At 70.7% G+C, this 23,703-nt stretch carries 24 protein-coding genes and 1 pseudogene; 20 read left to right on the top strand and 5 right to left on the bottom strand.

Annotated elements, in window-relative coordinates; genetic code table 11:
- Positions 1-34 precede the first annotated feature (34 nt).
- The 5 genes from ABD679_RS05855 to ygfZ form a co-directional block, all read right to left on the bottom strand.
- On the bottom strand, positions 35-301 hold the full coding sequence (locus tag ABD679_RS05855; RefSeq protein WP_344759144.1) for a hypothetical protein: 267 nt from the start codon (positions 299-301) through the stop codon (positions 35-37).
- Positions 279-2,630: an FdhF/YdeP family oxidoreductase gene (locus ABD679_RS05850; protein ID WP_344759010.1), complete on the bottom strand. Its 2,352-nt coding sequence runs from the start codon at positions 2,628-2,630 to the stop codon at positions 279-281. Before ABD679_RS05850 ends, ABD679_RS05855 begins: the two co-directional genes overlap by 23 nt.
- Positions 2,627-3,472 (bottom strand): formate dehydrogenase accessory sulfurtransferase FdhD, encoded by an 846-nt coding sequence (fdhD, locus tag ABD679_RS05845; protein ID WP_344759009.1) that lies wholly within the window; start codon positions 3,470-3,472, stop codon positions 2,627-2,629. Before fdhD ends, ABD679_RS05850 begins: the two co-directional genes overlap by 4 nt.
- A gap of 94 nt (positions 3,473-3,566) precedes the next feature.
- Positions 3,567-4,055 carry an OmpA family protein gene (locus ABD679_RS05840; RefSeq protein WP_344759008.1) on the bottom strand — a complete coding sequence of 163 codons (489 nt, stop codon included), beginning with the start codon at positions 4,053-4,055 and terminating at the stop codon, positions 3,567-3,569.
- Between the two features lie 169 nt (positions 4,056-4,224).
- Entirely contained in the window at positions 4,225-5,070 is an 846-nt protein-coding gene (gene ygfZ, locus ABD679_RS05835) for a CAF17-like 4Fe-4S cluster assembly/insertion protein YgfZ (RefSeq protein ID WP_344759007.1), read from the bottom strand.
- A 73-nt stretch (positions 5,071-5,143) separates the two neighbouring features.
- On the opposite strand from ygfZ, the gene ABD679_RS05830 reads away from it, so the two are divergent.
- The 20 genes and pseudogenes from ABD679_RS05830 (at position 5,144) to uvrC (ending at position 23,699) form a co-directional block, all read left to right on the top strand.
- A complete protein-coding gene (locus ABD679_RS05830) occupies positions 5,144-5,296 on the top strand; it encodes a DUF1674 domain-containing protein (RefSeq protein ID WP_344759006.1) in 153 nt (50 codons plus the stop codon).
- Between the two features lie 164 nt (positions 5,297-5,460).
- Positions 5,461-5,850, top strand: coding sequence for a succinate dehydrogenase, cytochrome b556 subunit (gene sdhC / locus ABD679_RS05825; protein WP_344759005.1), 390 nt, complete (start codon positions 5,461-5,463; stop codon positions 5,848-5,850).
- Entirely contained in the window at positions 5,847-6,251 is a 405-nt protein-coding gene (gene sdhD / locus ABD679_RS05820) for a succinate dehydrogenase, hydrophobic membrane anchor protein (protein WP_344759004.1), read from the top strand. The genes sdhC and sdhD overlap by 4 nt, the downstream gene beginning before the upstream one ends.
- 88 nt (positions 6,252-6,339) lie before the next feature.
- Positions 6,340-8,130, top strand: coding sequence for a succinate dehydrogenase flavoprotein subunit (gene sdhA / locus ABD679_RS05815; RefSeq protein WP_344759003.1), 1,791 nt, complete (start codon positions 6,340-6,342; stop codon positions 8,128-8,130).
- A 9-nt stretch (positions 8,131-8,139) separates the two neighbouring features.
- Positions 8,140-8,625 carry a hypothetical protein gene (locus tag ABD679_RS05810; RefSeq protein WP_344759002.1) on the top strand — a complete coding sequence of 162 codons (486 nt, stop codon included), beginning with the start codon at positions 8,140-8,142 and terminating at the stop codon, positions 8,623-8,625.
- 6 nt (positions 8,626-8,631) lie between these two features.
- Entirely contained in the window at positions 8,632-9,423 is a 792-nt protein-coding gene (locus tag ABD679_RS05805; RefSeq protein ID WP_344759001.1) for a succinate dehydrogenase iron-sulfur subunit, read from the top strand.
- A gap of 105 nt (positions 9,424-9,528) precedes the next feature.
- The gene (locus ABD679_RS05800) at positions 9,529-9,948 is read left to right on the top strand and encodes an MAPEG family protein (RefSeq protein ID WP_344759000.1); all 420 of its coding nucleotides are present in this window, start codon (positions 9,529-9,531) and stop codon (positions 9,946-9,948) included.
- A gap of 62 nt (positions 9,949-10,010) precedes the next feature.
- Positions 10,011-10,208 (top strand): FAD assembly factor SdhE, encoded by a 198-nt coding sequence (locus tag ABD679_RS05795; protein ID WP_344759143.1) that lies wholly within the window; start codon positions 10,011-10,013, stop codon positions 10,206-10,208.
- Positions 10,159-10,608, top strand: coding sequence for a hypothetical protein (locus ABD679_RS05790; RefSeq protein WP_344758999.1), 450 nt, complete (start codon positions 10,159-10,161; stop codon positions 10,606-10,608). Before ABD679_RS05795 ends, ABD679_RS05790 begins: the two co-directional genes overlap by 50 nt.
- A gap of 24 nt (positions 10,609-10,632) precedes the next feature.
- Positions 10,633-11,874, top strand: coding sequence for a lipoprotein-releasing ABC transporter permease subunit (locus tag ABD679_RS05785; protein ID WP_344758998.1), 1,242 nt, complete (start codon positions 10,633-10,635; stop codon positions 11,872-11,874).
- 52 nt (positions 11,875-11,926) lie between these two features.
- The gene (gene lolD, locus ABD679_RS05780) at positions 11,927-12,625 is read left to right on the top strand and encodes a lipoprotein-releasing ABC transporter ATP-binding protein LolD (protein WP_344758997.1); all 699 of its coding nucleotides are present in this window, start codon (positions 11,927-11,929) and stop codon (positions 12,623-12,625) included.
- Positions 12,626-12,634: 9 nt separating this feature from the next.
- Positions 12,635-15,150: pseudogene (locus ABD679_RS05775) on the top strand (DNA internalization-related competence protein ComEC/Rec2); the annotation flags it as partial.
- Entirely contained in the window at positions 15,044-15,700 is a 657-nt protein-coding gene (locus ABD679_RS05770; protein ID WP_344758995.1) for a MotA/TolQ/ExbB proton channel family protein, read from the top strand. The pseudogene ABD679_RS05775 and the gene ABD679_RS05770, both read left to right, overlap by 107 nt.
- Positions 15,701-15,706: 6 nt before the next feature.
- Positions 15,707-16,147 (top strand): ExbD/TolR family protein, encoded by a 441-nt coding sequence (locus tag ABD679_RS05765; RefSeq protein WP_344758994.1) that lies wholly within the window; start codon positions 15,707-15,709, stop codon positions 16,145-16,147.
- On the top strand, positions 16,144-17,907 hold the full coding sequence (gene msbA / locus ABD679_RS05760) for a lipid A export permease/ATP-binding protein MsbA (RefSeq protein WP_344758993.1): 1,764 nt from the start codon (positions 16,144-16,146) through the stop codon (positions 17,905-17,907). The genes ABD679_RS05765 and msbA overlap by 4 nt, the downstream gene beginning before the upstream one ends.
- Positions 17,904-18,905 carry a tetraacyldisaccharide 4'-kinase gene (gene lpxK / locus ABD679_RS05755; RefSeq protein ID WP_344758992.1) on the top strand — a complete coding sequence of 334 codons (1,002 nt, stop codon included), beginning with the start codon at positions 17,904-17,906 and terminating at the stop codon, positions 18,903-18,905. The genes msbA and lpxK overlap by 4 nt, the downstream gene beginning before the upstream one ends.
- 144 nt (positions 18,906-19,049) lie before the next feature.
- The gene (gene kdsB, locus ABD679_RS05750; protein ID WP_344759142.1) at positions 19,050-19,820 is read left to right on the top strand and encodes a 3-deoxy-manno-octulosonate cytidylyltransferase; all 771 of its coding nucleotides are present in this window, start codon (positions 19,050-19,052) and stop codon (positions 19,818-19,820) included.
- The gene (locus ABD679_RS05745; protein WP_344758991.1) at positions 19,813-20,295 is read left to right on the top strand and encodes a low molecular weight protein-tyrosine-phosphatase; all 483 of its coding nucleotides are present in this window, start codon (positions 19,813-19,815) and stop codon (positions 20,293-20,295) included. The genes kdsB and ABD679_RS05745 overlap by 8 nt, the downstream gene beginning before the upstream one ends.
- A gap of 40 nt (positions 20,296-20,335) precedes the next feature.
- Positions 20,336-21,760, top strand: coding sequence for a redoxin domain-containing protein (locus ABD679_RS05740; protein ID WP_344758990.1), 1,425 nt, complete (start codon positions 20,336-20,338; stop codon positions 21,758-21,760).
- Positions 21,761-21,848: 88 nt separating this feature from the next.
- Positions 21,849-23,699: an excinuclease ABC subunit UvrC gene (gene uvrC / locus ABD679_RS05735; protein ID WP_344758989.1), complete on the top strand. Its 1,851-nt coding sequence runs from the start codon at positions 21,849-21,851 to the stop codon at positions 23,697-23,699.
- Positions 23,700-23,703: the final 4 nt, after the last annotated feature.

Below are 23,703 nucleotides of genomic sequence, written 5' to 3'. Positions count from 1 at the left end.
TGGCCGACAGGGGCGGTCGCGGCTTCCGCCGCTCCTACGGTGGGAGTTCGGTGCCGTCGTCTTCCGGCGCGCTGCGACCGCGCCCCGTCAGGACTGCGAAGCTGCGCTCGCCACGCCGCTCCACCCGCACCAGCCCGGCTCCCGGCTGGCCACCAATCGACGCTTCGCCCAGCCATGCCAGCTCGCGCATCAGCACGCTCATGCGCAGGCCCAGGCGCTTGCACAGGCGCGGCAGGGAGATGCCGTCGGGCTCGCGCGCGAGCTCGGCGAGCAGTGCCTCAGTCGTGGACGGCGATGGCAATGTCACGCGGCGCCTCGCCGGGCTTCGCAGTGGCGGGATCGTGCGGCGACACCACCACGGGGATCGACTTCGACGTCGGCGTACGCGCCTGGTCGGCGAAGCTCGACAGCGGTACCAGCGCGTTGGTCTCGGGGTAGTAGGCGGCCAGGCAGCCGCGCGGGATGTCGTAGGCCGCGAGCAGGAAGCCGCGCGCATGGCGCGGTACGCCGTCGTCGCAGAGGCTTTCCAGGTCAACGCGGTCGCCGGCCTGCAGGCCCAGCGCAGCGATGTCTTCCGCATTGGCGAACAGGACGCGGCGTTCGCCGAACACGCCGCGGTAGCGGTCGTCGAGGCCGTAAATCGTGGTGTTGTACTGGTCGTGCGAGCGCACGGTGGACAGGTTGAACACCAGCCGGTCGCTCGTCGCCCGCGCGCGGTGCACCGGCAGGTCGGTGGGCACGCGGTGGGCGATGAAGGCCGCGCGGCCGCTGGACGTCTTCCAGCGCCGTTCGCCGGCGCTGTTGGGCAGGCGGAAGCCGCCGGGCACGCGCACGCGCTGGTTGAAGTCGTGGAAATCGTCGAACACGCTCGCGATCAGGTCGCGGATGCGGTCGTAGTCGGCCATCAGTTGGCGCCACGGCACCCGGCTGCGTTCGGCCAGCGTCGCCTCGGCCAGGCGCGCGACGATGGCCGGTTCGGACAGCAGCTCGTCCGATGCCGGCGCGTTGATGCCCGCCGACAGGTGCACCATGCTCATCGAATCCTCGACCGTCACCGCCTGTGGCCCGGCTTCCTGCATGTCGATCTCGGTGCGGCCCAGGCACGGCAGGATCAGCGCTTCGCGCCCGTGCACCAGGTGGCTGCGATTGGGCTTGGTGGCGACATGCACGGTCAGGTCGCAGTTGCGCAGGGCGCGGTGCGTCGCGTCGGTGTCCGGCGTGGCCATGGCGAAGTTGCCGCCCATCGCGAAGAACACCTTGCCGCGGCCGTCGAGCATCGCCTCGATCGCGCCAATGGTGTCGAAGCCGTGTTCGCGCGGCGGATCGAAGCCGAACACCTGCTGCAGGCGGTCGAGGAAGGCCGGCGCGGGCTTCTCGTAGATGCCCATCGTGCGGTCGCCCTGTACGTTGCTGTGCCCGCGCACCGGGCACGCACCGGCGCCCGGCTTGCCGAGGTTGCCGCGCAGCAGGAGCAGGTTGACGATCATCTGGATCGTGGCGACCGAATGCTTGTGCTGGGTGATGCCCATGCCCCAGCAGCAAATGACGCTGCCGGCGGCCATGTAGATGCCGGCGGCGCGCAGGAGCTGTTCGCGTGACAGGCCGGACTCGGCTTCGATCGTGTCCCAGGCTTCGTCGGCCACGTCCGCGGCGAACGCGGCAAAGCCAGTCGTGTGGCGGGTGATGAAGTCGACGTCGACCACGCGCGCGCCGCCTTCGCGCCGGGCGGCCTCGTCGGCTTCGAGCACGTGCTTGATGATGCCCTTCACCGCGGCCAGGTCGCCGCCGATCCTGGGCTGGAAGTAGTCCGAGGCAATGCGCGTGGAACCGCCATGCAGCATTTCCAGCTTGTCCTGTGGATCGGCGAAGCGCTCCAGCCCGCGCTCGCGCAGCGGGTTGAAGGCCACGATCGCCGCGCCGCGCTTGGCCGCGCGGCGCAGCTCGCCGAGCATGCGCGGATGGTTGGTGCCCGGGTTCTGGCCGAAGATGAAGATCGCGTCGGCCAGTTCAAAGTCGTGCAGTGACACCGTGCCCTTGCCGACGCCGATCTGCGGCGTCATGCCGGTCCCGGACGGCTCGTGGCACATGTTCGAGCAGTCCGGGAAGTTGTTGGTGCCGAACTCGCGCACGAACAGCTGGTACAGGAACGCGGCCTCGTTGCTGGTGCGCCCGGAGGTGTAGAAGATCGCCTCGTCTGGCGACGCCAGCGCGTTGAGATGCGCGGCGACGAGGGCAAAGGCCTCGTCCCACGACACCGGCAGGTAGCGGTCGCTGGCGGCGTCGTACCGCATCGGGTGGGTCAGCCGGCCCTGGTCCTCGAGCCAGTGGTCGCTGTAGCGCGCGAGCTCCGCGACCGTGTGCCTGGCGAAGAATTCCGGCGTGGCGCGATGTTTCGTGGCCTCGGCCGCGACGGCCTTGGCGCCGTTTTCGCAGAACTCGAAGGTGGAGGTGTGGTCGCGGTCGGGCCAGGCGCAGCCGGGGCAGTCGAAGCCGTCGGGCTGGTTGGCCGACAGCAGGGTCCTGGCGCCGTGCACCGGCACGTCCTGTTCGATCAGGTGCCTGGCGACATTGCGCAGCGCGTCCCAGCCGCCGGCAGGGCGGTTGTAGGGGCGGATGGTCTTCCTGCTCATGCGACGGCCTCCCGGGCCAGGTCGTGCAGCCGGTGCGGATGCGCGTACACCACGTGGCCGTGCCCGCGCGCGAATCCGACCAGGGTCAGGCCGCTGCCCTGTGCGAATGCGATCGCCAGCGCGGTGGGTGCCGAAATCGCCGCGAGCAGGGTGATGCCCGCCTGCGCGGCCTTCGTCACCATCTCGTAGCTGGCGCGGCTGGTGGTCACCGCGAAGCCGTCGCATGGATCGATGCCGGCGCGCGCCATGGCGCCGACCAGCTTGTCGAGTGCGTTGTGGCGGCCGACATCCTCGCGCACCAGCGCGATGGCGCCATCGGGGTTCGCCCAGCCTGCGGCATGGGTCGCGCCGGTCATGGCGTTGAGCGGCTGCCGGCGCTGGAGTTCGCGCAGGGCATGGTCGAGTGCCGCCGCTGCGATGCGGCGGCCGGGTCCAACCGGCCGGGGCGGGCGCAGGACGGCTTCGATTGCGGCCATGCCGCAGAGCCCGCAGCCGCTGCGCCCCTCCAGGCTGCGGCGGCGCGCTTCGACCGCGGCGGCGCGCGAAGGTGGAACGGCCAGCGCGACGGCGATGCCTTCCAGTGATTCCGCGACGGATTCGACGGCGAGTTCGCCGGCGTCTTCGATGATGCCTTCGCCGAGCGCGAAGCCGAGCGCGAAGTCCTCGAGGTCGCCGGGCGTGGCCATCATCACCGCGAAAGGCGCGCCGTTGACCGCGAACGCGACCGGCACCTCGGCGGCCACCATGTCACTGGCTTCGGCCAGGCGGTCGCCATCGCGGCGCAGGACGTGTTTTTCGACTGCGCCCGGCAGGGATTCGCGCTGGTGACCGACCTTGCTCATGGCAAGGGGAGGGTACCGCGAACACGGCACGGTTGGGCCGTGCAGGCTGCCAGGCGCCGGCCTTCGCGGAAGCGGGCCGGCGCTTGCGTGGCGCCTACCTGGCCGGGACGACGCGGATTTCGACCCGTCGGTTCGGTGCCAGGCATTCGATCAGCGCGTCGCGCGCCATGTCCGCGCATTCGACCACCGGCTCCACGCTGCCGCGGCCGACCGCGCTGATCCGTTCGGCCGGCACGCCCTGCTGCACGAGGTAGTCGCGGACGCTGCGTGCGCGGCGGGTCGAGAGGGCGAGGTTGGCCTTCGCGCTGCCGATCCGGTCGCTGTGGCCGATGATGTGGACGATGTCGAACGGCGCCCCCGCGAGCAGGATGGCGGCGAACGAGTCGAGTTCGGCGCGGCCGTCCGCGCTGATGTCGGCCATGTCGCCCTTGCCGAACGGGAACAGGCCGTCGGCGGACAGCTTCTGGTCCTGCACCACGGGCGGCGGCGGGGCCTGCTCCGCGGCCGGTTCGCTGGTCCGGCATCCGGCCAGCAATGTGGCCGCGGCCAGTACCACGGGTACTGCCATCTTCATCCTGCGCATTGCGTCTCTCCCTGTTTTCCCTGGCGAAATCCGTCCCCGCGGCTGCGCGCGGCAGCCACGGGGACGTCCCGCGGCGAGCATAGCAACGGTATGTGGAGGAAAGGCGATGATCCGGCGGGCCGGGACCGGGCGGCCGGGCGGCCGGGCCGCCGGGCCGCCCGCGGCCGCGTCAGCGCGCGAGTCCGCCGCGCAGCTCCGCCGGATACAGCCGATGGCCTTCCGTCGCGGGCGCGGTGGCGGGCGGGTCGAGCGGCAGCACGGCCAGTGCCAGCGGCTTGCCGGCGGCGTTCGCGGTGGCCACGATCGTGCCCGCGGACCGTCCGCCGTCGTCGATTGCCTGCCCGGGTTCGAGCGGCGCATCGCATTCGAACAGCGCCAGTCCGCGCTTGGCCTGGCCGAGGAAATGGGTGCGGGCGACGATCTCCTGGCCCGGGTAGCAACCCTTCCTGATGCTGTAGGCGCGCAGGCGTTCAAGCGAGAGCTGCTGCGGCGTCCATTGCCCGGTTTGCGAGACCACCAGTCGCGGCAGGCCGTGGACGAGGTCGAAGGCGATCCAGCGGTTGCGGGCGTCCGCGTCGTCGCCGGCCTGCAGTTGCTGGCCGATCCACAGCGCGCGCGCGCCGCCCTCGCCACCGAAGTCGAGCACGATGGCTCCGGGCGTGATGCCCGCACGCGCGCCCTCGGCTTCGGCGTGCGTTTCGAACGCGCCGCCGACGTCCATCGCCCCGGTTTCGATCGCCACCTTGCTGCGGAACACGAAGCGCTGCAGCTGCGCGGCGAAGTCGCCGGGGTCTGTGTCGTGCAGGACCAGGTGGATGGTCTCCGCATCGATTTTCAGCAGCGCGAACAGCGCGATCACGCGCCCCTTGGGCGTGAGCCAGCCGCTCCACTGCCAGTGGCCGTCGGCAAGCGCATCGACATCGCTCATGAACTGCGCTTGCGCGAACGCCATTGCGTCGCGGCCGCGCAGGGTGGCGACATGATGGTCGGGCAGGGCGAATACGGGCTGCTGCATGGCGTGGGCCGGGGTGGCGTGCTTGTCCAAACGGGGGGCTGGACTTAGACTGGAGGGGTTGCGAGACCCCGGAATGATAGGCGAAACCACCCAGCCACCCGAGCCGGACCCGGTCGAACAGACCGTTCCGGAAGTGCCTCCCGCGACGGAAGTCGGCGGCCGCGAAGGCCCCGATCCGACGCGCTACGGCGACTGGGAAAAGAACGGACGCTGCATCGATTTCTGAGGCCCCGCAGCAACCGCCCGGGTCGATCTCGGACCTGATCCGGGACAGATCCGGGGCTTCTGCCACGACGTATCGACTGCGTGCCCGTTCGCGGGTGGCATCAAGCGCCGCGGGCGGGACGCCAGCCACGCGGCCCTGGCCGCCCAGCGAGAGAACGAGGCACGATGGCCAACCGCGAACGCCCACTGTCACCACACCTGCAGGTCTACCGGTGGCAGATCACGATGACGATGTCGATCCTGCACCGGGCCACGGGCATCGCCCTGGTTGTGGGCGCCTTCGCCCTGGCCTGGTGGCTGCTGGCGGTCGCCGCCGGTGGTGAGGCCTATGCGTCCGCCGCGGCCTGCCTGGCCTCGCCGCTCGGGAAGATCGTCCTGTTCGGCTTCTCGCTGTCGCTGGTCTACCACCTGCTCAACGGCATCCGGCACCTGCTGTGGGACGCCGGCTGGGGCTTCGAGATCCCCGAGGTCTACCGCTCGGGCTACACCGTATTCGGGCTGACGGTCGTGCTGACCGCGCTGATCTGGTTCTTCGCACTGCGGGGTGGGGCATGAACGATCCGCAGAATGTCGTGAAGGATTTCCGTACGCCGATCGGCCGCGCCCGCGGGCTGGGCTCGGCGAAGTCCGGCACCGGGCACTTCTGGTGGCAGCGCGTCACCGCCGTGGTGCTGGCGCTGCTGGTGCCGTGGCTGGTGGGCACGCTGGTGTCCTTCATCGGCGCGGACCTGGGCACGGTGCAGGCCACCCTCGCGCGGCCATACAACGCGATCCTGATGGCCGCGTTCGCCGTCGCGCTGTTCTGGCACGCCAAGCTCGGCATCCAGGTGGTGATCGAGGACTACGTCCACACCCGCGCGTGGGAGGTCATCCTGCAGTTCCTGCTGACCTTCGCGTGCGCGCTGGGGGCACTGGCCTCGCTGTACGCGATCGCCCGCATCGCCTTCCTGGCATGACCGCACCCGGCGCCCCGGCCTTCGAGGAGGATGGGGCGGCGGCACGCGCCACCCTGCGCCCGCGAGGCGTGGCAACAAGAGATCGTCCATGAGCAACGCCTACAAGATCACCGAACACAAGTACGACATGATCGTCGTCGGCGCCGGCGGCGCCGGCCTGCGCGCCACCTTCGGCCTCGCCCAGAAGGGCCTGCGCACGGCGTGTATCACCAAGGTGTTCCCGACCCGATCGCACACCGTCGCGGCGCAGGGCGGCATCTCGGCCGCGCTGGGCAACATGGGCCCGGACGACTGGCGCTACCACTTCTACGACACCATCAAGGGCTCGGACTGGCTGGGCGACCAGGACGCGATCGAGTACATGTGCCGCGAGGCGATCCCGGCGATCATCGAACTCGAGCACCAGGGCGTGCCGTTCTCGCGCACCGAGGAAGGCAAGATCTACCAGCGCCCGTTCGGCGGCATGACCACCGAGTACGGCAAGGGCACCGCGCAGCGCACCTGCGCCGCGGCCGACCGCACCGGCCACGCGATCCTGCACACGCTGTACCAGCAGTCGCTGGCGCACCACGCTGAATTCTTCATCGAGTACTTCGCGCTCGACCTGATCATGGACGCCGACGGCGCCTGCCGCGGCGTGCTGGCGCTGGACCTGAGCGAGGGCACGCTGCACCTGTTCCGCGGCCACGGCACGGTGCTGGCCACCGGCGGCTACGGCCGTGCCTACTTCTCCGCGACCTCCGCGCACACCTGCACCGGCGACGGCGGCGGCATGGCGCTGCGCGCCGGGCTGGGCCTGCAGGACATGGAGTTCGTGCAGTTCCACCCCACCGGCATCTACGGTGCCGGCTGCCTGATCACCGAGGGCGTGCGCGGCGAAGGCGGCATCCTGCGCAACGACAGCGGCGAGCGCTTCATGGAGCGCTACGCGCCCAACGCCAAGGACCTGGCCTCGCGCGACGTGGTCAGCCGCGCGATGACGCTGGAGATCCGCGAAGGCCGCGGCGTCGGCGAGCACAAGGACCACATCCACCTGGACCTGACCCACCTCAACCCGGCCGACATCCACGAGAAGCTCCCCGGCATCGCCGAGAGCGCGCGGATCTTCGCCGGCGTCGACGTGGAGAAACAGCCGATCCCCGTGATCCCGACCGTGCACTACAACATGGGCGGCATCCCGACCAACTACCACGGCGAAGTGGTGCAGCTGAAGGACGGCGACCCCGATACCGTCGTCCCCGGCCTGTACGCGATCGGCGAGGCGGCCTGCGTGTCGGTGCACGGCGCCAACCGCCTGGGTTCGAACTCGCTGCTCGACCTGGTGGTCTTCGGCCGCGCGGTGGCCAACCGCTGCGGCGAGACGATCAAGCCCGGTTCGCCGCACAAGCAGCTTGCGGGCGACGCCTGCGACCGCTCACTGTCGAACCTGGACCGCGTGCGCAACGCCAACGGCGGCACCCCGACCGCGGTCATCCGCGACCGCATGCAGCGCACCATGCAGGCCGACGCAGCAGTGTTCCGGACCCAGGAGACGCTGGCCGAGGGCGTGGAGAAGATCCGCGAGATCCGGGCTTCGTTTGACGACGTCCGGGTCAGCGACCGCTCGCTGGTCTGGAACTCGGACCTGGTCGAGACCTTCGAACTGCAGAACCTGCTTGGCCAGGCGCTGGCCACGATCACCTCGGCCGAGAACCGCAAGGAGTCGCGCGGCGCGCATGCGCGTGAGGACTTCCCGGACCGCGACGACGCGCAGTGGCAGAAGCACTCGCTGTGCTGGGTGGACGACGCGGGCGGCACCCGCATCGACTACCGGCCGGTGCACATGTACACCCTCGACGACGAGGTCGAGGTCGTGCCGCCGAAGAAGCGCGTCTACTGAGTTTCCGATATGCGTCTTAGCATCCTCGCCATTCTCTTGTGCTCGATGTCCGTGGTCGGGCACGCTTCGGGGCTGGAGGATGCGGCTTGGGTGGAAGCGCCGCAGCGTCCCTCTCTCGATGGTGAAAGTGGCAGGACGTGGTTCTGGTCGGCTTTCACCAGGAGGAACGGCACATTCCGCGCGATGTACGACTCCATGTTGGACAACCGGGACTCAGTGACAGGCGACTTCCTGGTGGCGCGTTACCGCTACACATTTGATGCGCCGATCGGTGATGGCACCGGCCTGATTCCGCGTCACGACGAGTTGATTGCCGAAGTGTTGCTGGACTGCGATGCGCATTTCAGTGGCACCGCTTCGCAGCGGTACTTGCTGGAGGGCGAGGAAGTCGCGCGCGAAGACAACGATGACGTGTTGATGATTCAGATGACGAACGATGCCGACACCACCGTCGGCGACCTTTGCGAATTCGCCCGCCAAAGCGGGGAGAAGTAGGAATCCATGGCCGAATTCACCCTTCCCAGGAACTCGAAGATCCACAAGGGCAAGCGCTTCGCCGCGCCCGCCGGCGCGACGCGCGTGCGCGAGTTCAAGGTCTATCGCTGGAGCCCGGACGACGACGAGAACCCGCGCACCGACACCTACGAGGTCGATCTCGACAAGTGCGGGCCGATGGTCCTGGACGCGCTGATCAAGATCAAGAACGAGATCGACCCGACGCTGACCTTCCGTCGGTCGTGCCGCGAGGGCATCTGCGGTTCGTGCGCGATGAACATCGACGGCACCAACACGCTGGCCTGCACCCGCGCGATCGAGGACTGCGGCAGCGGCAAGGGCGAGGTGCCGATCTACCCCCTGCCGCACATGGACGTGGTCAAGGATCTGGTCCCGGACCTGACCCACTTCTACGCCCAGTACGCCTCGATCCAGCCGTGGATCCGCACCCAGAGTTCGCCGCCGCCGGACCGCGAGCGCCTGCAGTCCAAGGAGGACCGGGCCAAGCTCGACGGCCTGTACGAATGCATCTTGTGCGCCTGCTGCAGTACCGCTTGCCCCAGCTACTGGTGGAACGGCGACCGCTACCTGGGGCCGGCGATCCTGCTGCAGGCCTATCGCTGGATCATCGATTCGCGCGACGAGGACACCGGCAAGCGCCTGGATGACCTCGAAGACCCGTTCAAGCTCTACCGCTGCCACACGATCATGAACTGCACCCGGACCTGTCCGAAGGGATTGAACCCGGCCAAGGCGATCGGCGAGATCAAACAGCTGATGCTGGCGCGGCAGCAGTAACGACGCGGCTGCAGCGGCCCCGGGCGGCAGTGGGAGCGGCCATGGCCGCGATCCGCCGGCAGCCACCGCGGCCATGGCCACTCCCACAACGCACCGGAGCCTCCGATGCCTCGCGCCATCTTCCTTCCCGCCTTCGCGATGGTCGCCCTGACCATCGTCGTCTGGCTGCGCATGTACATCACCCGCGTCGCGCAGATGAAGCGCGAACGCATCCACCCGCAGTCGGTCGCGACATCGGCGCAGGCGGCGGCCAGGCTCACCGACAGCCGCGCGGCCGACAATTTCCGCAACCTGTTCGAACTGCCGGTACTGTTCTACCTGGCGCTGGTGGTGGCCGCGGTGGCGGGATTGGCGAACACCACCACGCTCGCGCTGGCCTGGCTGTTCGTGCTGCTGCGCGTGGTCCACAGCGCGATCCACTGCGGCTACAACAAGGTCATGCACCGCTTCCAGGCCTATCTCGCCGGTGGCGTGGTGCTGTGGCTGCTGTGGGCGTGGCTGGGCTACCTGCTGTTCCTGCGGTGAGCGGGCTGTCGGCGGCGGACGAGGCCGAACTGCGGCGCCTGCGCTGGCGCTGCCGGCGGGGCATGAAGGAACTCGACCAGCTCCTCAACCGCTGGCTGGACCGGGAATGGGCGGCATCTTCCGAATCACGACGCGGGGTTTTCCTACAGCTGCTGGCCTGCGAAGACGATAGGCTCTGGCGCTGGTTCCTTGGCCACGAGAACGCCCCCGATGCCGCACTCGACGCGCTCGTCCAGCACATCCGCACCCTGCCGCCTTGAGCGGCGCGCATCGCCGCTGCTGACCTGCACGCTGCTGCTGATCGGGCTTGCCGCGTCGTTCGCCGTGCTGGCCTCGGAGATGCCGCGGGCGGCGGCGTGGCCGCTGGCGTTGGCCGCGCTGGCGTACGGCGCCTGGCTGGCACGGCGCGAGGGGCGCAAACCGGCAGCCGAACTGGTGATCGCCGCGGATGGCCGGGCGACGGTCGATGGCCGGCAGGTCGATGCGATATCCGTGCGCTGGCGCGGACCGGCCGCCTTCGTGCAGTGGCGTGATGACGACGGCCGCCGCTGCCGGCATGTGTTCCTCCCCGACACGCTGCCCGCCGCGCGCCGCCGTGAACTGCGGCTGGCCGCGCCGGCGGCCCGGCCTGCGCGGCGGGCGGCATCGATGGCACCATAGCGCCTGCCCAGTCGGCCGGACCTCATGTTCAAACCCATCCCCGTCGCCATCGGCCTGCGCTACCTGCGCGCCAAGCGCCGCAACGGCTTCATCTCCTTCATCTCGCTGGCCTCGATCCTCGGCATCGCCATCGGCGTGGCCGCACTGATCACCACACTGGCGGTGATGAGCGGCTTCCAGCGCGAGATCCGCGACCGCATGCTGCAGATGGCCGCGCACGCCACCGTCACCGCCAGCGGCGAGGCGATGGAGAACTGGCAGCTCGCCATCTCCGAGGCCCGCAAGGACCCGCGCGTGGCCGGTGCGGCACCGTACATCGAGACCCAGGCGCTGCTGTCGGGCACGCGCAAGCAGGGCGCGCTGATCCGCGGCGTCGACCCGGTCGAGGAAGGCAAGGTCTCGGTGCTGGCCGAGAAGATGGTGCAGGGCAGCCTCGGGGACCTCACTCCCGGCAGCTTCAACATCGTGCTCGGGCGCGAACTCGCGGTCTGGATCGGTGCCGGCGTCGGCGACAAGGTGCTGGTGCTGACCGACGTGCGCGCCACGCCGATGGGCGCGGTCAAGCAGATGAAGCGGTTCACCGTCAGCGGCATCTTCGAGGCCGGCTACCAGGAATACGACAAGGGCCTGGCGGTGGTGAACATCCAGGACGCGCAGCGGCTGATGCGCATGGGCGACGGCGTCACCGGCGTGCGCCTGCGCATGCACGACATGGACCAGGCCTGGAACGTGGCGCGCGACCTGGCGCTGCGACTCAAGGGACCGTACCTGGTCAGCGACTGGACCCGCGACAACGCCAACATGTTCCGCGCACTGAAGCTGGAGAAGACGATGATGGCGATCCTGCTGTCGCTGATCATCGCCATGGGTGCGTTCAACCTGGTGTCGTCGCAGGTGATGCTGGTGACCGACAAGCAGGCCGATATCGCGATCCTGCGCACGCTCGGGCTCACCCCGCGTGGAGTGATGCAGGTGTTCATGGTGCAGGGTTCGCTGATCGGACTGATCGGCACCGTGTCCGGCGTGATCGGCGGCATCGTGCTGACGCTCAACCTCGAGCACATCCTGCGTGCGATCGAGCGCGTGTTCGACGTGCAGCTGATGCCCGAGGATGTCTATTACATCACCGGCCTGCCGACGCAACTGGAGCCCAGCGACATCACCATCATCGCGGTCGTGGCGCTGGTGATGGCGTTCCTGGCCACGCTGTACCCGGCCTGGCGCGCGGCGCGCACGGCACCGGCGGAGGCGTTGCGCTATGAGTAGCCGGGAATCGGGAGTCGGGAGTCGGGAATCGGAAGTGCAAGAGCAACGGCACATGCACAATGGCGAGGTGATCCGGGCGGAGGGGCTGGCCAAGACCTACGCCGAAGGCAACCTGCGCACGCCCGTGTTCGACGGACTGGACCTGGCGGTGCAGGCGGGCGAAACGGTGGCCATCGTCGGCGCCTCGGGCGCGGGCAAGAGCACCCTGCTGCACCTGCTTGGCGGCCTCGACACGCCGACCGCGGGCGAGGTGCACGTGGCCGGGCAGCGGATGAGCACGCTGTCCGACGCCGAGCGCGGGCAGCTGCGCAACCGCGCGCTCGGCTTCGTCTACCAGTTCCACCACCTGCTGCCGGAGTTCACCGCGCTGGAAAACGTGATGCTGCCGGTCATGCTCGGTGGCGCGGCGGTCGATGACGCGGCGAAGACCGCGCGCGCGCTGCTGGAATCGGTCGGCCTCGGCCATCGCATCGAGCACAAGCCCGGCGAGCTGTCCGGTGGCGAGCGCCAGCGCGCCGCCGTGGCGCGGGCGCTGGTCAACCGGCCCGGCTGCGTGCTCGGCGACGAGCCGACCGGCAACCTCGACGACCGGACCGCCGCGACCGTGTTCGACCTGATGCTCGAACTCAACCGCGCGCACCGCACCAGCCTGGTGCTGGTGACCCACGACCGCAGCCTGGCGCGCCGGCTCGACCGCGTGCTGGAGCTGCACGAAGGAAAACTCAGGGAGTTGCCCCCCGACAAGGTGTAAGGAGACACCATGGACACGACGGCAAGGATGCCGCCTTTCGGAATCGCCACCGCGGTGGCGCTGTTGCTCGGAATCACCGCCTGCCTGTGCCTGCCGGCGCCGCTGCCGTGGCTGGCTTCGGCGGCGGCGCTGGTCGCCGGCATCGTGCTGTGGACGCGCGGCGACTGGAGGCGCGCGGCCGGTGCATGCCTGCTTGGCTTCGGCCTGTGCGGCCTGCACCTGGCTTACGCGCTGTCGCTGCAACTGCCGCGATCCATGGAGCGGCAGGACGCCGTGGTCACGGGGCGCCTTGTCGACCTGCCGGCGCACGAGGCGCGGCGCACGCGCTTCCTGCTGCGGGTGGACGACGACGCGGCGATCCCCGAAGCCCTGCGCGGACGCTTGCTGCAGCTGTCCTGGTACGACCCCTACCGCGCTATCGGTCCGTCGCTGCGGTTCGGCCTGCACGCCGGCAGCCGCTGGCGGGTGGAGGTGCGGCTGCGCGCGCCGCGCGGGCTGCGCAACCCGGGCGTTTTCGACAGCGAGAAGACCACGCTGGCGCGGCGCGTGGCGGCGACCGGCTACGTGCGCGCGCCGGAATCCGCGCGCCAGCTTGCCCGGCCGCAGGGCGTGGACGCCTGGCGCGAGGCGATGTCGGCGCGGATCGCGGCAGCGGCGCCGCCGACTGCGTCGCGTTTCGTGCGGGCGCTGGCGCTGGGCGACACGCGCGCGCTGGATGACATCGACTGGGAAACCCTGCGCGCCACCGGGCTGACCCACCTGATCGCGATCTCCGGCTTCCACGTCGGCATGGTCGCGGCGCTGTTCGCGTTGCTGGCGTCGCTGCTGTGGCGCGCGCTGCCGTCACTGGCGCGTCGCATCCCGCGCCCGCAGGCGGCGGCGCTGGCCGCGCTGGCCGGCGCCGGCGGGTATGCGGTGGTCGCCGGGTTCGCGCTGCCGACGGTGCGCACGCTGCTGATGATCGCGGTGGTGGTGGCCGCGCGCGGCCTGCGCCGGCAGGTGCGGGTGGGCGATGCGCTGGCGATGGCCGCGCTGGCGATGCTGCTGGTCGACCCGCTGGCTGCGCTCACCGCCGGTTTCTGGCTCAGCTTTGCCGGCGTGGCATGGCTGGCCTGGTGCCTGCCGGACGCCGGGGACCGCATCGTCGGCGACTTCCTGTCCGCGCAGGGCGTGGCCACGCTCGGGCTGCTGCCGCTGACGGTGGTGCTGTTCGGACAGGCTTCGCTGGCCGGGCCGCTGGCGAACCTCGTCGCGATCCCGTGGTGGAGCCTGGTCGTCGTGCCGCTGTCGCTGCTCGGCACCGCGCTCGATGCGTTGCATGCCGGCGCCGGCGGCTGGGCATGGCGCGCGGCGGCGTGGTGTTTCGACCTGTCGTGGCCGCTGATGCAGTGGCTCGCAGGTAGCCGTTTCGCGCTGTGGTGGCTGCCGGAGGCGCGCTGGTTTGCGCTGCCGCTGGCCCTGCTCGGCGCGTTCTTGTGCCTGCTGCCGCGTGGTCTTCCCGGAAAGCCGCTGGCGCTGCTGCTGTGGCTGCCGCTGCTGTGGCCTTCGCGCGACCTGCCGCCCGCGGGCGCGGCGGAACTGATGGTGCTGGACGTGGGGCAGGGGCTGTCTGTGCTGGTGCGCACCGCGCGCCACAGCCTGCTGTATGACATGGGCCCTGCGCAGCCGGATGGGTTCGACGCCGGCGAGCGCGTCGCCGTGCCCTCGCTGCGCGCGCTGGGCGTGCGGCGGCTGGACGCGGCGGTGGTCAGCCACGGCGACAACGACCACGCCGGGGGCCTTGGCGCGGTACGGCGCGCGTATCCGTTGCAGGTGGCGTTCGCGCCCGAAGGCGTCGGCATCGACGGCATGCGCACCTGCCAGGCCGGCGTGCAGTGGCAGTGGGACGGCGTCCGGTTCCGGTTCCTGCATCCGCCCCGGTATTTCCCGTATCTGAAGAATGAATCCAGCTGCGTGCTGCGCATCGAGTCCGCGCACGGCGCCGTGCTGCTGACCGGCGACATCGGCGCAGTCATCGAGCGCGACCTCGTCCGCCGCGACCGCGCCTCGCTGCGTGCCGACGTGGTGCTGGTCGCGCACCACGGCAGCGCCGAGTCCTCGGATCCGGAGTTCATCGCCGCCACCGGCGCCCGGCATGCGCTGCTGTCCACCGGCTACGGCAACCGCTTCGGGCACCCCAGGCCGGAGGTGGTCGAACGCTGGCAGCGGGCCGGCGCACAGGCGGAGGACACCAGCGTGGCCGGCGCGCTGCGCGTGCGCCTGCAGGCCGGCGGCGCCACGGTGGAAGCGAGACGGCGCTCGCATCCGCGCCCCTGGGATGCGGCCCGGCGCTGGCGACGCGCCGCCGGCGACGCTGGCGAGCCGGCCCTTGTATCCTATCGGCCGGATTGAATCGGCCGACGGCCGGGGGACGAAAGCGTGCTGGAACTGGTGAAGGCGGGCGGTTGGCCGATGGTGCCGCTGTTGCTGTTGTCGGCGGTCGCGCTGGCGATCATCGTCGAGCGTTTCTGGGCACTGCGGCGCAAGACGGTGCTGCCGCCCGGGCTGGGGCGGGAAGTGCGCACCTGGGCGTCGCGCGGCAGCCTGGACCCGGCGCACATCGACTCGCTGCGCGGCACCTCGCCGCTGGGTGCGCTGCTGGCCGCGGCGCTGGACGTGCGCAACCGTTCGCGCGAGGAAGTCCGCGAGCGCGTCGAGGACGTCGGCCGCCACCAGGCCTTCCGCATGGAGCGCTACCTCAATGCGCTGGGCACGATCGCCGCGGCCGGGCCGCTGCTGGGCCTGTTCGGCACCGTGGTCGGCATGATCCAGATGTTCCTCGGGATCATGGATTACGGCGTGGGCGACGTGAACGAACTGGCCGGCGGCATCGGCAAGGCGCTGGTGTGCACCGCCACCGGCATGATCGTCGCGGTGCCGGCGCTGATGTTCCACCGCCATTTCCGCTCGCGCATCGACAGCTACCTGGTCGACATGGAGCACGAAGCGATCCAGCTGCTGGACGCCATCGACCCGCGCACCCGCCGCGCCGGCACGACGGCGCCGCAGCCGGCCCCGGCGTACACGCAGGGCTGACCGCGCATGCGCATCCGCGACCGCCGCGCCGAGGACAACCCGGAGATCAACCTGGTCCCGATGATCGACGTGATCCTGTGCCTGATCATCTTCTTCGTGATCACCACCACGTTCGACGCGCGCTCGGTGCTCAAGCTGGAACTGCCGCGCGCCGATGGCCAGCGCAGCGAGGCCAAGGTGAAGCAGCTGAGCCTGCTGATCAACGCCGAGGGCCGCTACTTCGTCGACGACCGCGAGGCGCTGCGCACCGACGTCGAATCGCTCAAGCGCACGATCTTGGAGGTCGCCGGCGACGACCGCGAACGCACCGTGCTGATCCGCGCCGACGCGCGCACGCCCTGGCAGGCCGTGATCACCGCCTACGACGCGCTCGGCCAGCTGGGCTTCACCCGCATTGCCAACGCCACCGCGCCCGAGCAGCGGCCCGCCGCGGAGCCGGCCGGATGAGCGGGAGCGGACAGCCCGCGGCGGCGTGGCCGATCTACCGGCGGCTGACGGGCTTTGCGAAGAAGTACCGGGGCCTGCTGCTGCTGGCGCTGGTGGGCATGGTGGTCGAGGCCGCCGCCGGCGGCGCCTTCACCAAGCTGATGGAGCCGGTGGTCAACGAGACCTTCGTGGTCCGCGACGCGAAGAACAGCGCCTGGCTGCCGCTGGCGATCGTCGGCCTGTTCGTGCTGCGCGGCATCGCCGGCTACCTGACCGACTACAACATGGCGCGTTCGGGCCGCGGCATCGCCCGCGACATGCGGGTGAAGGTGCTGGGCAAGTACCTGCGCCTGCCGGGCCTGCGCTTCGACACCGAGCCGGTGCCGTCGATGCTGGTGCGGCTGGGTTCGGACAGCGACCAGGTCGCGCAGGCCACCATCGATGCGGCCAAGGTGATGCTGCAGCAGTCGTTCCAGATCATCGCCGCGCTGGTGGTGATGTTCTGGACCAGTTGGCAGGTAACCCTGGCCGTGCTGGTGCTGGCGCCGCCGCTGGCCTGGGTGATGAACAAGGTCGGCAAGCGCTACCGGCGCGTGAGCCACCGCATCCAGGAGAGCTCGGCGCACTTGATGCAGTCCGCCGACCAGTCGCTGGGCAGCCACCAGGAAGTGAAGGTCTACGGCGCGCGCGACGTCGAGTTCACCCGCTATTCCGCGCTGGCCGACCGGCACATGAAGCTGTCGCTGAAGGTCGAGGCCACGCGCAGCATGTCCTCGGCGCTGGTGCAGCTGATGGGCGCGATCGGCCTGGCGCTGCTGCTGTTCGTGGCCGGCAGGGAAGCGATTGCCGGGCGCCTGAGCGCCGGCGGTTTCGTCGCGCTGATGCTGGCGATGATGGCGGTCATCCCCGCGCTCAAGCAGCTGACCAATGTGCAGAACATGCTCCAGCGCGGCGTGGCTTCCGCCGAGCGGCTGTTTGGCGTGCTCGATGCGGCGGACGAAGTCGACACCGGCACGCTGCCGCTGCCGCGCGCGCACGGACTGATCCAGTTCCGCGACGTCAACGCCCGCTACGCCGGGCAGGATGCGCCGGCGCTGGAGGGCATCAGCTTCGATGCGCGTCCGGGCACCGTCACCGCCATCGTCGGCCGCTCCGGCAGCGGCAAGTCGACGCTGGTCAAGCTGATCCCGCGCTTCTACGAGGTCGAGTCCGGCCAGATCCTGCTCGATGGCCACGCGCTGGGCGAGTATCGCCTCGCCGACCTGCGCCGGCAGATCGCGCTGGTGGGCCAGCAGGTGATGCTGTTCGACGGCACCGTCGCCGAGAACGTGGCCTACGGCGAGATGGCCGACGCCGATCCGGAAGCATTGGAACAGGCGGTGCGCGGCGCCAACGCGATGGAATTCGTCGAGCGCATGCCGGGGGGACTGCAGAGCGAAGTCGGCGCCAACGGCGGCCGCCTGTCCGGCGGCCAGCGCCAGCGCGTGGCGATCGCGCGCGCCATGCTCAAGGACGCGCCGATCCTGATCCTCGACGAGGCGACCGCCGCGCTCGACACCGAGTCCGAGCGCCTGGTGCAGGACGCCCTCGAACGGCTGATGCCCGACCGCACCACGCTGGTGATCGCGCACCGCCTGTCCACCATCGAGCACGCCGACCAGGTGCTGGTGCTCGACCACGGCCGGCTGGTGGAGCAGGGCACCCATGCCGAATTGCTGGCACGCGGCGGCCTGTACGCGCACCTGCACAGGATGCAGTTCCGGGAGCAGCCCGACGCATGAGCAGGCGCGCGAAGGCCCCGGCGTACTGGTTCGAAGGCCCGGTTCCCTGGCATGCGCGGATGCTGTCGAAGGTGTACGCAGCCGCGATCGGGCTGCGGATGCGGCTGTTCCGCGCGCGCCTGCTGCGGCGGGTGAAGGTCGCGGTCCCGGTCGTCGTGGTCGGCAACCTGATCGCCGGTGGCAGCGGCAAGACGCCGTTGGCGATCGTGCTGGTCGAACGCCTGCGCGCGGCCGGCTGGAATCCCGGCGTGGCCACCCGCGGCTACGGCCGCGATGACGCGGGCACGCCGCGCTGGGTCGACGCCGATACCGATCCCGCCCTGGGCGGCGACGAGCCGGTGCTGGTCGCCCACCGCACCGGCGCGAAGGTGCGCGCCGACGCCGACCGCGCTGCTGCCGCGCGCGCGCTGATCGGCGCCGGTTGCGACATCGTCGTCTGCGACGACGGCCTGCAGCATTACCGCCTGCGGCGCGACATCGAGATCGAAGTCATCGACGGCCGCCGCCGCTACGGCAACGGCCGGCTGCTGCCGGCCGGTCCGCTGCGCGAGCCGGTCGAACGCGGCGGCTCGGTCGACTTCCGCGTGCTCAACGTCGGCGACGGCGGGACCGAGGCCGGCTTCGGCGAATGGCCGATGCGGCTGCTTGCCGACTGCGCGCTGCCCCTGCCCGGCGGGCGTCCGCTGCCGCTGTCGGTGTTTTCCGGCAAGCGCGTGCATGCGGTAGCCGGCATCGGCGATCCGCAGCGATTCTTCGACACCCTGCGCGCCCACGCCATCGGCGTCGTCCCGCACGCCTTCGCCGACCACCACCGCTACGTCGCCGACGATCTGGCCTTCGGCAGCGACCTGCCCGTGCTGATGACCGAAAAGGACGCGGTGAAGTGCCGCGGCTTCGCCACCGGCCGCCACTTCAGCGTCCCGATCCGCGCCGAGCTGCCGGAAGCATTCTGGGTCGCGCTGCTCGACCGCCTGGCGACGCTGAAGCCGAAGGCCTGACCCGCGCCGGACTCCCGATGCGCGTGTGGGAGCGGCTTCAGCCGCGAGCTTTTCCCCGTCGAACCTTGAAGACCGAAAAGTTCGCGGCTGAAGCCGCTCCTACAAAGCCTGTCCGGATTGGCCGCTAGAATCGACCGCATGACCATCTCCGATTTCGTCGTCGCCATTCCCGCCCGTTTCGATGCCTCGCGCCTGCCGGGCAAGCCGCTGCGTCCGCTGGGCGGCGAGCCGCTGGTGTTGCACGTCGCGCGCCGTGCGCTGGCGGCGGGGGCGCGCGAGGTGTGGGTGGCTGCCGACGACGAGCGCATCGTGCAGGCGCTCGACGGCTGCGGCGTACAGGTCGCGCTCACTTCAAAAGCCCACGCCTCCGGTACCGATCGCCTCGCCGAATGCGCCGACATCGCCGGCTGGGACGACGACACCCTGGTCGTGAACCTGCAGGGCGACGAACCCTTCGCGCCCGCGGCCGGGATCGAGGCGGTGGCGGCGACGCTGGCGGCCTCCGGCGCGCCGATGAGCACGCTCGCGGCCGTCATCGACGACGCCGGCGACCTGTTCGACCCCAACGTGGTCAAGCTGGTGCGCGGTGCCGACGGCCATGCGCTGTACTTCTCGCGTGCGCCGGTCCCGTGGCCGCGCGACGCCTTCGCCCGCGACCGCGCCCGGCTGCCGGAAGGCGGCCACTGGCTGCGCCACATCGGCATCTACGGCTACCGCGCCGGCTTCCTGCGCCGCTTCGCGCAGATGCAGCCGGGGCGCCTGGAACAGATCGAGGCGCTGGAGCAGCTGCGCGCGCTCGAAGCCGGGCACCGCATCGCGGTGGCGCTGACGCCAGAGCCGTTCCCGCCCGGCGTCGACACCCCGGAGGACCTCGCGCGCGCCGAACGACACCTGCAGGAATCCCGCAATGGCTGAGCCGCAGCGCCTGCTGGTGGTGTGCCTGGGCAACATCTGCCGTTCGCCGATGGGCGAGGGCGCGCTGCGCGCGCGGCTGCGCGAGGCGGGCCTGGAGACGCGGGTCGAAGTCGATTCGGCCGGCACCGGCGACTGGCACGTCGGCCAGCCGCCCGACAAGCGCGCGATCGCCACCGCGCGCCGCCACGGCGTCGACATCGGCGGCCTGCGTGCCCGCCAGCTGTCCGTGCGCGACTTCGACGAGTTCGACTGGTTGCTGTGCGCCGACGATTCCAACCTGCGCGACGTGCGCGCGCTGGCACCGGCCAGCGCCCGCGGGCGCAGCCGCCTCTTCATGGACTGGGCGGGGCTGTCCGGGCCGATTCCTGACCCCTACACCGGCGGCGAAGACCACTTCGAGCAGGTCTGGGCGCAGGTCGATGCGGCCGCCCTGGCCGCGGTGGAACGGCTGCGGGGCGACGGCCGCGCGGATTGACGCATAATCCGGGGCCTCGCCACGGAATCACGACAGGCCCATGGACCAGACCATCGCCCCGGAATTCCCGCAGTCCCTGGAATGGCTGAACCTGGCCGAGCCGCTGCGCATGGCGCAGCTGCGCGGCAAGGTCTGCGCGATGGCGTTCATCAACGCCGGCTCGGCCTGGTCGCAGCAGCGCCTGGGTGAGCTGGCCCACCTGCGCGCCCGCCACGGCGAGCGGCTCAACGTGGTGGCCGTGCACGTGCCGCGCTTCGACCACGAGCGCGACGCGCGCCGGGTGGCCAAGCGGCTGGCACGGCAGAAGCTCGACTTCCCGATCGTGCACGACCCGGACTGGACACTGTGGCAGCAGTACGGCATCGAAGCGTGGCCGACGGTGGTGCTGATCGACGGCGAAGGCCGCATCCGCGAACGCTGGGTCGGCGACGGCCAGGTGCGCGAGCTCGACGCCGCGGTGGCCGCGCTCAACGATGCGGTCGTGCCGCGCTCGCGCAATGCCGCGCCGATTGACGTGCGTCCGATGCGCGAGCCGCTGCTACCGCTGCGCTTCCCGGTCGGGATCGCGGTCAACGCCAATTACCTGTACGTGGCCGACAGCGGCCACCACCGCGTGCTCGAGTGCGACCACGGCGGGCGGGTGCTGCGGCAGTTCGGCAGCGGCGGTCCGGGTTTCATCGACGGTCCGATGGAGCTGTCGGCGTTCAACCGCCCGCAGGGCATCTGCCTGCAGCGCGACATGCTCTACGTGGCCGACAGCGGCAACCACGCCGTGCGCCGGATCCAGCTGCGCACCGGCGATATCGACACTGTCTGCGGCGCCGGCCGCCCCGGCAGGCCGGTCGAGGGCGTGATCACCGACCCGCGCGCCGTGGCGCTGGACCAGCCGCGCGCGGTGGCGCTCGGCGCCGACGCGATGTACATCGCCACCGCCGGCGACAACTGCATCTGGATGTACGACTTGGGCAAGCAGGAGCTGCGGCTGCTGGCCGGCTCCGGCGCGCTGGGCGTGGCAGACGGCAATGGCACGCGCGCGCAGTTCGCGCAGCCGGTGGGGCTGGCGACGGTGCAGCAGGTGCTCTACGTCTGCGACGGCGCAGGTTCGGCGATCCGCAGCGCCAACGTGCGCAGCGCGCAGGTCACCACCCTGGTGGGCGAGAACGCCTGGAACTTCGGCAACGCCGACGGCGTGCGCGTGGAGGCGCGCCTGCAGCAGCCACAGGCCATCGCACTCGACCCCGATTCGCCGGTGCTGTGGATCGCCGACAGCGGCAACGACGCGCTGCGTACGCTGCGCCTGGGCGGCGGCGAACTGGCTACCTGGCCACTGCCGCAGCCGCTGCACGCGCCGTCCGGGCTGGCCGTGGCCGATCGCGTGGTCTGGATTGCCGACACCGACGCGCACGCCGTGCTGCGCCTGGACACCCAGAACGGGACGCTGCGCCACGTTCCCATCGGCGAATGACCGCCGGCGGGGCAGGGGCGGCCTGTTCCGGCGCTGACCGGCCGCCGGGCTTGCGCCGGGCCGCCGCGGCCCTCACGTTGTGTGGTCGATGACTGCGCCGAACCACACCTTCGACGGCAAGGCCTTCGCCCGCGGGCTGAGCACCGCGCCGGGCGTCTACCGCATGTTCGCAGCCGACGACGGCGTGCTTTACGTCGGCAAGGCGCGGGCGCTGAAGAACCGCGTCGCCAGCTACTTCAACAGCACGCCCAAGCCGGCGCGGACGATGGCCATGCTGGCCCAGGTTGCGCGCATGGACGTGACGGTGACCCGCAGCGAGGCCGAGGCGCTGCTGCTGGAGAACCAGCTGATCAAGTCGCTCAAGCCGCGCTACAACGTGCTGCTGCGCGACGACAAGAGCTATCCCTACGTGCTGCTGACGCAGGAACCGTGGCCGCGGATCGGCCTGCACCGCGGCGCGCGCAGCATCCCGGGGCGCTACTTTGGCCCGTACCCCAGCGTGGTGGCGGTGCGCGAGACGCTCAACCTGCTGCACAAGCTGTTCAAGCTGCGCAGCTGCGAGGACAGCGTGTTCCGCAACCGCTCGCGGCCGTGCCTGCAGTACCAGATCGGCCGCTGCACGGCGCCGTGCGTCGGGCTGGTGCAGGCGCACGAGTATGCAGAGGCCGTGCGCCGGGTGACGCTGTTCCTCGAAGGCCGCAGCGACGAGCTCAGCGACGAACTCACGAACGCCATGGAAGCCGCCAGCGAGCGTCTGGACTTCGAAGAGGCTGCGCGCCTGCGCGACCAGGTGGCGATGATCCGCAAGCTGCAGGCGCGCCAGTACGTGGAAGGGCAGGCGGCCGACATGGACGTGCTGGCCTGCGCGATGCAGGGCACCCGCGCCTGCGTGCTGCTGCTGGCCTTCCGCGACGGCCGCAACCTGGGCACGCGCCCGTTCTTCCCGAAAACCAACGGCAGCGACAGTCCGGCCGAAGTGTTGGCCGCGTTCGTCTCGCAGTACTACGCCGAACAACCGCCGCCGCGCGAGATCATCCTCGACCGCGACATCGAGGACGCCGACCTGCTGCAGGAGGCGCTGGGTGCCGCCGCCGGGCACCGGGTACAGGTCAAGACCAGCGTGCGCGGCGATCGCGCCGGCTATCTCGACCTCGCCAGCCGCAACGCCGCGATGACCCTGGCCACCGAACTGGGCAGCCAGGCCGCGCAGCGCGAGCGCGCCGAATCGCTGCGCGACATGCTCGGCCTGGACGAGCTGCCGCAGCGGATCGAGTGCTTCGACATCAGCCACACCATGGGCGAGGCCACGGTGGCATCGTGCGTGGTGTTCGATGCCGAAGGCCCGGTGCGCGGCCAGTACCGGCGCTACAACATCGCCGGGGTCGAGCCGGGCGACGACTACGCGGCCATGCACCAGGCGCTGCTGCGCCGCTTCCGCCGCGCGGTCGAAGAAGACGGTGTGATGCCCGACGTGCTGCTGATCGACGGCGGCGCGGGGCAGGTGGCACAGGCGCGGGACGTGCTCACCGAACTGGGCATCAGCGGCCCGCTGCTGGTCGGCGTGGCCAAGGGCGAGGCGCGGCGGGCCGGGGACGAGACCCTGCTGCTGCCGGACGGGCGCGAACTGCACCCGGGCGCCGCCTCGCCGGGCCTGCAGCTGGTGCAGCAGGTGCGCGACGAGGCACACCGCTTCGCCATCACCGGCCACCGCGGCCGCCGGCAGAAGGCGCGCAACAGCAGCCGGCTCGAGGACATTCCCGGCATCGGCCCGCGCCGCCGCTCCGCGCTGCTGCGGCATTTCGGCGGTTTGGGCGGCCTGAAGAACGCAAGTGCGGACCAGATCGCGCACGTCGAAGGCATCAGTTCCGAGCTTGCCAGGCGGATTTACGCCACACTGCACGGGTTGCAAGGGCCGGGCATCGAACGCCGGCCGGACTGAAGGG

Origin of the sequence: Luteimonas lutimaris, from assembly GCF_039537065.1 — a bacterium.
Classification (GTDB): domain Bacteria; phylum Pseudomonadota; class Gammaproteobacteria; order Xanthomonadales; family Xanthomonadaceae; genus Luteimonas; species Luteimonas lutimaris.
The sequence above is the reverse complement of the archived record's forward strand: the minus strand, read 5'-3'. Positions and strand labels throughout refer to the sequence as shown.

Coding starts and splice junctions, on each gene's coding strand:
- ABD679_RS05810 (WP_344759002.1), top strand. CDS start 8,140: ATGCGTCTTAGCATCCTCGCCATTCTCTTGTGCTCGATGTCCGTGGTC.
- lolD (WP_344758997.1), top strand. CDS start 11,927: ATGCACAATGGCGAGGTGATCCGGGCGGAGGGGCTGGCCAAGACCTAC.
- sdhC (WP_344759005.1), top strand. CDS start 5,461: ATGGCCAACCGCGAACGCCCACTGTCACCACACCTGCAGGTCTACCGG.
- ABD679_RS05785 (WP_344758998.1), top strand. CDS start 10,633: ATGTTCAAACCCATCCCCGTCGCCATCGGCCTGCGCTACCTGCGCGCC.
- ABD679_RS05740 (WP_344758990.1), top strand. CDS start 20,336: ATGGACCAGACCATCGCCCCGGAATTCCCGCAGTCCCTGGAATGGCTG.
- ABD679_RS05795 (WP_344759143.1), top strand. CDS start 10,011: ATGAAGGAACTCGACCAGCTCCTCAACCGCTGGCTGGACCGGGAATGG.
- ABD679_RS05840 (WP_344759008.1), bottom strand. CDS start 4,055: ATGCGCAGGATGAAGATGGCAGTACCCGTGGTACTGGCCGCGGCCACA.
- ABD679_RS05830 (WP_344759006.1), top strand. CDS start 5,144: ATGATAGGCGAAACCACCCAGCCACCCGAGCCGGACCCGGTCGAACAG.
- sdhD (WP_344759004.1), top strand. CDS start 5,847: ATGAACGATCCGCAGAATGTCGTGAAGGATTTCCGTACGCCGATCGGC.
- ABD679_RS05805 (WP_344759001.1), top strand. CDS start 8,632: ATGGCCGAATTCACCCTTCCCAGGAACTCGAAGATCCACAAGGGCAAG.
- ABD679_RS05765 (WP_344758994.1), top strand. CDS start 15,707: ATGCGCATCCGCGACCGCCGCGCCGAGGACAACCCGGAGATCAACCTG.
- lpxK (WP_344758992.1), top strand. CDS start 17,904: ATGAGCAGGCGCGCGAAGGCCCCGGCGTACTGGTTCGAAGGCCCGGTT.
- ABD679_RS05850 (WP_344759010.1), bottom strand. CDS start 2,630: ATGAGCAGGAAGACCATCCGCCCCTACAACCGCCCTGCCGGCGGCTGG.
- ABD679_RS05800 (WP_344759000.1), top strand. CDS start 9,529: ATGCCTCGCGCCATCTTCCTTCCCGCCTTCGCGATGGTCGCCCTGACC.
- uvrC (WP_344758989.1), top strand. CDS start 21,849: ATGACTGCGCCGAACCACACCTTCGACGGCAAGGCCTTCGCCCGCGGG.
- msbA (WP_344758993.1), top strand. CDS start 16,144: ATGAGCGGGAGCGGACAGCCCGCGGCGGCGTGGCCGATCTACCGGCGG.
- ygfZ (WP_344759007.1), bottom strand. CDS start 5,070: ATGCAGCAGCCCGTATTCGCCCTGCCCGACCATCATGTCGCCACCCTG.
- fdhD (WP_344759009.1), bottom strand. CDS start 3,472: ATGAGCAAGGTCGGTCACCAGCGCGAATCCCTGCCGGGCGCAGTCGAA.
- sdhA (WP_344759003.1), top strand. CDS start 6,340: ATGAGCAACGCCTACAAGATCACCGAACACAAGTACGACATGATCGTC.
- ABD679_RS05790 (WP_344758999.1), top strand. CDS start 10,159: ATGCCGCACTCGACGCGCTCGTCCAGCACATCCGCACCCTGCCGCCTT.
- ABD679_RS05745 (WP_344758991.1), top strand. CDS start 19,813: ATGGCTGAGCCGCAGCGCCTGCTGGTGGTGTGCCTGGGCAACATCTGC.